Raw genomic sequence first — 8,443 nt, 5'->3', positions numbered from 1 at the left:
GCCACCGCTATCGCGAGCAAGCTCGCTCCCACAGGGAAAGTGGGGTTTGGAACCTGCTGGGCAACCAGCCTGGACGGAGTTCCACGCACCTTTCGACTCAACTCCTACACTTGGTAAGACGGGTTACATCGCAAGCCCCCCGACGACCACTACCCTAGGAGTCAGACCCATGATTGACCGTGAAAGTATCTGCGATTGTCCGAAATGTTCCTGCAAACTCGGTGAACATCCGATTGCCCGTCACGGCAAGCATTACTGCTGTGAAGCCTGCGCCAAACACCACGAGCACGGCGAGGAGTGCGCTCATAAAGGCTGCAAGTGCTCCCATGGCTGACGGCATTGGCGACAAGCTATGAAAAGTGGAGCCTAGTCCGGCTCCACTTCCAGCCTGAGGCTGTCATCCTCCAGGCGTTCGCAGTGGAGTACGGTGCCTTGCAAGCGCCGCCCTTCGACCCGCACCACCAAGGTTTTCGCTTGCTCCAGATCCTCCGGCAGTGGTGCCGGGACGCGTATGGCGAAGCAAAATGGGTCATTTTCGACCTGTTCCAGTCCGATCAGGCACTCGGCGCTTTTGCTGATGCGCCCCACTAGCGTGTCCAGACCGTAGTCCAGCTGCGCGGGGCTGCTGACGGGTGTCGCGGTCATTTACGTTCCCCCCGATCCTGATGGCTGCCAGTGATTAGTTTGTCGGCCGCCACTTGACGTTTTCCACGCCAAATTTTTCCGCCATCGGCTTGCTGGTCTTTTGCACCTTCTCGCGTCCGAAACGGGGGATTCGCCCCACCCCTGCGTCGCAGCTCGCCCAATGCCAGGCTTCTGCGTTATCCATTTTTTCCAGGCGGATAATGAATGATTTCGGAGCGCCATGGAGGGTGTACTCGATGACGAATAATTTTGCACTGTTCATAAAGCTCCGGTTCCTCCCTGTCTTACATAAAAGGATCGCGCGCCATCTGGAAAATTCACTCGGTTTGTCGGACGGCGGCGGTTGCTGGCGACAAGTTCGGTGCCTCGTTACCATGGCGTCTTCCGGCCCCCCCAAATGAACATAGACCATGGCCCTCGCCGCACCGCCTGACCTGAGTGACACCGATGTGCCCGTGCAACCGCTGGCTCGCACCTATCCGCGCGGGTTGTACATCGAGCCCCATGAGCACGTCTGGGGCCAGTTGCTGTATGCGATGAGCGGGGTGATGTGGGTCGAGACGCCGCACGAGGCGCTGGTGGTGCCGCCGCAGCGGGCGGTGTGGTTGCCGCCCGGCGTGCCCCACGGGATTCGCGTGGTGTCCGACCTGCAAATGCGCAATATCTACTTGCGCCCGTCCCTGGCGGCGACCCTGGATGACAGCGTGCAAGTCATTGAGGTCGGCGGTTTGCTGCGCGAGCTGATCGTCGGTCTGGTGGAGGAGGGCAACGACGGGCCGCCCGAGTATTACGACGCGCTGGTGGGGCTGGCACTGCTGGAGCTCAAGCGCGCCAGGCGTTCGCTGCTGAAAATCCCGCTGCCGGACGATTCCGACCGACGGCTGATGAACCTGTGTCAGGCGGTCATGGTCGCGCCTTCACTGGACATTCCTTTCGAACAACATGCGGATAACGCCGGAGCCAGCGTGCGCACCCTGGCGCGGCTGTTCAAGGACGGCCTGGGCATGGGCTTCGCCGAGTGGCGGCGTCAGGTGCAACTGGCGACGGCGGTGGCCGGGTTGATCCAGGGCGTACCGGTCAGTGCGATTGCCCGGGAGCTGGGCTATTCGCCGAGCAGCTTCAGTGACATGTTTCGTCGTGAGCTGGGTGTCGCCCCCTCGCAGTTTCCTGCGGCGCAACGCCAGGACTGAGTTCGCCGAGGCCAGGCTTTGGCCGAAATTCAGAAGCACTTGGCCGATGCTCGCAGGTTACGCCCTCTAGACTCAGCGCATACCTCAATTGCCCCCGGAGTCTGTCATGAACTTCCTCATGTCACTGGCCATCGGTCTGGGCGTCGGTCTGCTGTACGGCGCCCTGGATTTTCGTTCCCCCGCACCCCCGGCCATCGCGTTGGTAGGCCTGCTCGGCATGCTCGCCGGCGAAAAGCTCTGGCCGATGGGAAGGGAGCTGGTGGCTGGCTGGATCTCCTGACCCCTTCCTTTATTCAATGGACACGCCCATGAAAGCTCTGCAATTCGACAAAACCGGTGATCTCTCGGCCCTGCGCTACGTCGAGGTGCCGACCCCCGTGCCCGGTGCCGATGAAGTGCTGGTCGAGATCAAGGCCGCTGGCCTCAACCCCAGCGATGTGAAAAACGTGCTGGGACGTTTTCCCTACACCACCTTGCCGCGAATTCCCGGTCGGGATTTTGCCGGGGTGGTCGTGGCCGGCCCGCAGGCGTTGATCGGCCGGGAAGTCTGGGGCACGGGCCGGGAACTGGGTTTTTTTGCCGACGGTTCCCACGCGCAGTTCGTCAAGCTGCCGGCCAATGGCGTGGCGCTCAAACCCAGGCACCTGAGCTTCGCCCAGGCCGCCAGCCTCGGCGTGCCATACACCACGGCGTGGGATGCACTGGAACGCAGCCTGGTGACGGCCGAAACCCGATTGCTGGTCATCGGTGGCGGGGCGGTCGGCAGTGCCGCGCTGGCCCTGGCCAAGGTGCGTGGCGCCCGGGTGCTGGCGGCCGCGCGGCGCCCGGAACAGGTCAAGGACTTGCAAGACCAGGGCTATCAGACCCTGCAACTGGATAAACCCGAAGATTTGGGCGCACAGGTCAACGCGGTGTATGCCGGCGGCGCCGATGTGATTTTCGACACCACCGGTTTCTGGCTGCCGGCCTCGGTGCCAGCCCTGGCCGCGTTCGGCCGCATCGCAATCATCGCGGCGCCGGTGGACGGTCACGTGCAGTTACCGGCCCTGGCGTTGTATCGCAAGGGTGGCTCAGTGGTGGGGATCAACTCGTTGCTGTACGGGGTACAGGCGTGTGCGGCGATGCTCGAGCAGTTCGGCAGGTTTTTCGATCAGGATCTGTTGCCGTTGCCCCAAGGCTTGTTCGAGTCGCCATTGGCCGAAGGGCTGGAGCGTTACGCCGAAGTGAACCAGGGCAGCGGCGACAAGGTGATTCTGCTGCCATGACCCAACCCCCTGTAGGAGCTGGCTTGCCAGCGAAGATGGCGGTACATCCAAAATCAACGTAACTGACGGACCGCTTTCGCTGGCAAGCCAGCTCCTGCAGGGTCCGTGGCCGCGCAATGCCTTGCGCAGGCCTCGCTCTGTTAGAATCGGCCCTATTGACCCAATGAGGTGCCCCCATGAGCGAACCGATTCGCCTGACCCAATACAGCCACGGCGCCGGTTGCGGCTGCAAGATCTCCCCCCAGGTGCTGGAAGTGATCCTGGCCGGCAGCGGGGCGCAGAACCTCGATCCGAAGCTCTGGGTCGGCAACGCCTCGCGCGACGACGCGGCGGTGTATGCCATCGACGAAGAACGCGGCGTGGTCTCGACCACCGACTTTTTCATGCCGATCGTCGACGATCCCTTCGATTTCGGCCGAATTGCCGCCACCAATGCCATCAGCGACATCTACGCCATGGGCGGCGATCCGTTGATGGCAATTGCGATTCTGGGCTGGCCGGTGAACGTGTTGGCCCCGGAAATTGCCCGGGAAGTGATACGCGGCGGCCGTTCGGTATGTGACGAGGCGGGCATCCCGCTGGCCGGTGGGCACTCCATCGACGCACCTGAGCCAATCTTTGGCCTGGCCGTCACCGGTCTGGTGGAAAAGCGCCACATGAAGCGCAACGACACCGCCACGGCCGGTTGCCTGCTTTATCTGACTAAACCCCTCGGCATCGGCATCCTTACGACTGCCGAGAAAAAGGGCAAGTTGCGTCATGCCGACATCGGCCTGGCCCGGGACTGGATGTGCACCCTGAACAAACCCGGCAGCCGCTTCGGCAAGCTCGATGGCGTGACCGCGATGACCGACGTCACCGGTTTCGGCCTGCTCGGGCACCTGGTGGAAATGGCCGACGGCAGCCAGCTCACGGCGCGCATTGAATACGACCGCATACCGCGCCTGCCGGGCGTCGAGTATTACCTGGAACAGGGCTGCGTACCGGGCGGGACTCTGCGTAATTTCGACAGCTACGCCAGCAAACTCGGACGCCTTCAGGAACTGCACAAACGCGTGCTCTGCGACCCGCAGACCAGCGGCGGCCTGCTGATTGCCGTGACGCCCGAAGGCAACGAGCAATTCCTTTCTGTGGCCGCTGAGCTGGGCTTGAGCCTGGAACCGATCGGTGAACTGGTCGAGCGACAGAGCAACGCGGTCGAGGTGTTTTGATGTCTGTCGATTACACCGATTACCGCGACATTTTCCTCAATGACCGGCCCATGATGGACACCCGCGCGCCGGTCGAATTCAACAAGGGCGCGTTTCCCGGCGTGATCAACCTGCCGTTGATGAATGACCATGAACGCCAGCGGGTCGGCACCTGCTACAAGCAGCACGGCCAGCAAGCGGCCATCGTGCTGGGGCATCAACTGGTGTCGGGCGCGGTCAAGGCCGAACGCATCCAGGCCTGGGCCGATTTTGCCCGGGCGCATCCGGAAGGCCTGCTGTATTGCTTTCGCGGCGGCCTGCGCTCGCAGATCGTCCAGCAATGGCTCAGGGACGAGGCCGGCATCGACTATCCACGGGTGGGCGGCGGCTACAAGGCCATGCGTACCTTCCTGCTGGACACCCTCGATCAAGCCGTGACCCAGTGCGATTTCGTCCTGTTGGGCGGGATGACCGGCACCGGCAAAACCGAGGTGCTCACGCAACTGGGCAACGCCGTGGACCTTGAAGGTCATGCCAACCATCGCGGCTCCAGTTTCGGCAAGCGCGCCACGGGCCAACCCTCGAATATCGACTTCGAAAACCGCTTGGCCGTAGACGTGCTGAAAAAACGCGCCCGGGGCATCGAGCAGTTCGTACTGGAAGACGAAAGCCGTGCGGTGGGCAGTTGTGCGCTGCCGTTACCGCTGTACCAGGGCATGCAACAGTTTCCGATGGTGTGGCTGGAAGACAGCCTGGAAGGTCGGGTCGAGCGGATCCTGCGCGATTACGTGGTGGATCTGTGCGCCGAATTCATCGACGTGCATGGCGATGACGGCTTTGCGTTGTTTTCCGAACGCCTGCTGGCGAGCCTGAACAATGTGCAGAAGCGCCTGGGTGGCGAACGTCATCGGCGCATGCTGGTTCTGATGGAAGAGGCATTGGCGGAGCAGGTCCGCAGTGGCGCGGTTGATCTGCACCGGGGCTGGATCGAAGGGTTGCTGTGCGAGTATTACGATCCGATGTACGCGTTTCAGCGGGAAAAGAAAGACGCACGGATCGAGTTTGCCGGGGAGCGGGGGGCGGTTCTCGAGTATCTGCGCGAGCGGGTGAATCAGAAGGGTTGAGGGTGCTTTTGCCGGCCTCATCGCGAGCAAGCTCGCTCCCACATTRGATCTGCGTCGTACACAATATCTGTGTTCACTGAAGATCTACTGTGGGAGCGAGCTTGCTCGCGATGAGACCCGCTCAGACAACGCATGTCTCAAGTCGGGCAGGCTTCAGCGCCGTTATCCAGGCCTTGCTTGTACACATGGCTCTGCAAACTGGCCTTGCCGTTGTGCCAGGTCAGGGTCAGCACATACAGCGAGTCGTAATCACTGGACTCCCAATCGTCGATGATCTTCGCATCCTCGCCGGTGGCTTCTTCGGCCACCGTGTTGATCAGCTCCGGCAGGTAGCCGTGTGACCAGGCCGTGTAGATGACCGAGTTGTGATACTTGCCCTGGAGCAGTTCTTCGGCCAGGTCATCGGTGTCATTGGCGGAAAAATTGATGTTCACCGGCAGGCCCAGCTTGATGGCGCTGGGGCTGATGGTCATCAGGGGGCGGATGTAACTGTAGGAATTGTCGAACTCGCCTTCCTCGACGTTACGGGTCGGGTTCGCCGCAAACACATAGTTGGCCTTGCCGAACTTTTCCGGCAGCAGCGTGGCCAGGTCGATGGCGCGGTTGAGTCCCTGGCAATTGAGCTGGCCCAGGCCTGCGGCGGGTTTTTCCCCGTGGCGCAGGAAGACCAGCGTCTGGGTGCCATCCATCGGTTGGGCGCGACTTGCGCCGGGCTCCAGCGACAGGAACAACGCGCTGACCACCAAGAGGGCGGGCAACAAAAGGTAAGCGCGATGTTTAAAGCGTTTGGCAAAATTGAACAGGTTCATGAATAAAAGGATCTTCAGCGCAATTCGGTTAAGGCTGACAAACATTTACACCACGATTGTGCTGCGTCGGGTGTTTCCATGTCATTGAAGCCGGTCCGTTTCAAAGGAGTGGTGCTCAGAGTCCCCTGAACCCGTTTGGTTCGATTTCGGTCGAGTGCCGCTAACCTTCAAGGGTTTTCAGCGAAGGCTATCGACAGGATGTTGCACAAATGTGGACACAATACACCGGATGGTGTTGAAAAAGTGGTGATCTCTTTTGATCTCGCCTATCAGCGAGATTCATGGCTTCAACGGATCGCTGAGCGGATATCTACATTATTATCGTCACTCTCAATGTATTCGTGGATCCCGCCCATGACCGATTTGTCCGCATTCCCCATCACCCGCAAATGGCCTGCCCAGTATCCCGAGTGGATTCAGCTGTACTCCTTGCCGACCCCCAACGGCGTCAAGATCTCGATCATGCTCGAAGAGATCGGCCTGCCGTATGAACCTCACCGGGTAGGCTTCGACACCAACGACCAGATGTCCCCGGAATTTCTTTCCCTCAACCCCAACAACAAGATCCCGGCGATCCTCGACCCCCACGGTCCGGACGACCTGCCGTTGGCGCTGTTCGAGTCGGGGGCGATTCTGATCTACCTGGCGGACAAGAGCGGGCAACTGCTGGCCCAGGAATCGGCAGCGCGCTACGAAACGATCCAGTGGCTGATGTTCCAGATGGGCGGGATCGGTCCGATGTTCGGCCAGCTCGGATTTTTCAACAAGTTCGCCGGCAAGGACTACGAAGACAAGCGTCCCCGTGACCGCTACGTCGAGGAAAGCAGACGCCTGCTCAAGGTGCTGGACGGCCGTCTGCAAGGGCGCGACTGGATCATGGGCGAGCGCTACACCATCGCCGACATCGCTACCTTCCCGTGGGTGCGCAACCTGATCGGCTTCTATGAGGCCGGCGATCTGGTGGGCATCCAGAACTTCCCTAACGTCACGCGGGTGCTGGAACGTTTCCTGGCGCGGCCGGCGGTGGTGCGCGGGTTGCAGATTCCAAACCCCGTGGCGGGTTGAACGCCGCCCCCTGTAGGAGCGAGCCTGCTCGCGAAAAACGTAAAGGCAACGCGAGCACTCAGACAAAGCGCGTTATTGTTTACGACCATCGTCGGAACGCTGACCGGAGCAAGCTCGCTCCTACATCTCATCCTCTGAAATCCAGGAATACCCATGTCCAGTCAGTTCCCCGAAGCACGCCCACGCCGTCTGCGCCGCAATGCGAGCCTGCGCAGCCTGTTCCAGGAGACCGAGTTCAGCCTGAACGACCTGGTGCTGCCGATTTTCGTCGAAGAAGAAATCGACGACTTCGTGCCGATCAAAAGCATGCCGGGCGTGATGCGCATTCCCGAGTCGAAGCTGGCCGGCGAGATCGAGCGCTACGCCCGTGCCGGGATCAAGTCGGTGATGACCTTCGGCGTGTCCCATCACCTGGATAGCAGCGGCAGCGACACCTGGCGCGAGGACGGTCTGGTCTCGCGCATGTCGCGTATCGCCAAGGACGCGGTGCCTGAAATGATCGTGATGTCCGACACCTGTTTTTGCGAGTACACCGACCACGGCCATTGCGGCGTGCTGCACAACCATGAAGTGGACAACGACCAGACCCTGATCAACCTCGGCCGGCAAGCCGTCGCGGCGGCCCGTGCCGGTGCCGACGTGATCGCCCCCTCGGCGGCCATGGACGGGCAGGTCCAGGCGATTCGCCGGGCGCTCGATGACGCCGGGTTTACCCAGACGGCGATCATGGCCTATTCGACCAAATTCGCCTCGGCGCTCTATGGCCCGTTCCGCGAGGCTGGCGGCAGTGCGCTCAAGGGCGACCGTAAGAGCTACCAGATGAACCCGATGAACCGCCGCGAAGCGATACGCGAATCGTTGCTCGACGAGCAGGAAGGTGCCGATGCGCTGATGGTCAAGCCGGCCGGTGCGTACCTGGACATCATCCGCGACATCCGCGAAGCCTCGCACCTGCCGCTGTCGGCGTATCAGGTGAGCGGTGAGTACGCGATGATCAAGTTTGCCGCCCAGGCCGGGGCCATCGATGAGGACCGTGTGGTGCGCGAGAGCCTGGGGGCGATCAAGCGGGCCGGGGCGGATCTGATCTTTACCTATTTTGCGATGGATCTGGCGCTGGCCGGGATCTGAAAGCCAGCACATTCCCCCCTGTAGGAG

General features: G+C 61.4%; 11 protein-coding genes. 8 read left to right on the top strand and 3 right to left on the bottom strand.

The window, feature by feature from the left end; all coding sequences use genetic code 11:
* Positions 1–169: 169 nt before the first annotated feature.
* Positions 170–334: a metallothionein gene (locus AC1DVH_RS22830; protein WP_015094211.1), complete on the top strand. Its 165-nt coding sequence runs from the start codon at positions 170–172 to the stop codon at positions 332–334.
* A gap of 32 nt (positions 335–366) precedes the next feature.
* Here AC1DVH_RS22830 and AC1DVH_RS22825 read toward each other — a convergent pair whose 3' ends face one another.
* Both AC1DVH_RS22825 and AC1DVH_RS22820 read right to left on the bottom strand, forming a co-directional pair.
* A complete protein-coding gene (locus AC1DVH_RS22825) occupies positions 367–645 on the bottom strand; it encodes a hypothetical protein (protein ID WP_477755724.1) in 279 nt (92 codons plus the stop codon).
* A gap of 34 nt (positions 646–679) precedes the next feature.
* Positions 680–907 (bottom strand): DUF6555 family protein, encoded by a 228-nt coding sequence (locus AC1DVH_RS22820; RefSeq protein ID WP_477755723.1) that lies wholly within the window; start codon positions 905–907, stop codon positions 680–682.
* 148 nt (positions 908–1,055) lie between these two features.
* Here AC1DVH_RS22820 and AC1DVH_RS22815 point away from each other — a divergent pair, with 148 nt between their 5' ends.
* The 5 genes from AC1DVH_RS22815 (at position 1,056) to mnmH (ending at position 5,414) form a co-directional block, all read left to right on the top strand.
* Positions 1,056–1,835, top strand: coding sequence for an AraC family transcriptional regulator (locus AC1DVH_RS22815; RefSeq protein ID WP_477755722.1), 780 nt, complete (start codon positions 1,056–1,058; stop codon positions 1,833–1,835).
* Positions 1,836–1,941: 106 nt separating this feature from the next.
* Positions 1,942–2,115: a DUF1427 family protein gene (locus tag AC1DVH_RS22810; RefSeq protein WP_477755721.1), complete on the top strand. Its 174-nt coding sequence runs from the start codon at positions 1,942–1,944 to the stop codon at positions 2,113–2,115.
* A 28-nt stretch (positions 2,116–2,143) separates the two neighbouring features.
* On the top strand, positions 2,144–3,100 hold the full coding sequence (locus tag AC1DVH_RS22805) for a quinone oxidoreductase family protein (RefSeq protein WP_477755720.1): 957 nt from the start codon (positions 2,144–2,146) through the stop codon (positions 3,098–3,100).
* A 176-nt stretch (positions 3,101–3,276) separates the two neighbouring features.
* Entirely contained in the window at positions 3,277–4,311 is a 1,035-nt protein-coding gene (gene selD, locus AC1DVH_RS22800; protein ID WP_477755719.1) for a selenide, water dikinase SelD, read from the top strand.
* Positions 4,311–5,414, top strand: coding sequence for a tRNA 2-selenouridine(34) synthase MnmH (gene mnmH / locus AC1DVH_RS22795; RefSeq protein ID WP_477755718.1), 1,104 nt, complete (start codon positions 4,311–4,313; stop codon positions 5,412–5,414). The genes selD and mnmH overlap by 1 nt, the downstream gene beginning before the upstream one ends.
* 137 nt (positions 5,415–5,551) lie before the next feature.
* Here the strand turns inward: mnmH and AC1DVH_RS22790 are convergent, their stop codons facing one another.
* Positions 5,552–6,223, bottom strand: coding sequence for a histidine phosphatase family protein (locus AC1DVH_RS22790; RefSeq protein WP_477755717.1), 672 nt, complete (start codon positions 6,221–6,223; stop codon positions 5,552–5,554).
* Between the two features lie 354 nt (positions 6,224–6,577).
* On the opposite strand from AC1DVH_RS22790, the gene AC1DVH_RS22785 reads away from it, so the two are divergent.
* Complete coding sequence (locus tag AC1DVH_RS22785; protein ID WP_477755716.1) at positions 6,578–7,288, top strand: glutathione S-transferase family protein; 711 nt, start codon at positions 6,578–6,580, stop codon at positions 7,286–7,288.
* Positions 7,289–7,441: 153 nt separating this feature from the next.
* Positions 7,442–8,416: a porphobilinogen synthase gene (gene hemB / locus AC1DVH_RS22780; protein ID WP_477755715.1), complete on the top strand. Its 975-nt coding sequence runs from the start codon at positions 7,442–7,444 to the stop codon at positions 8,414–8,416.
* Positions 8,417–8,443: the final 27 nt, after the last annotated feature.

This window comes from Pseudomonas sp. P4_C3 (genome assembly GCF_056402075.1).
This window is presented reverse-complemented; position numbering and strand designations above follow the sequence as displayed.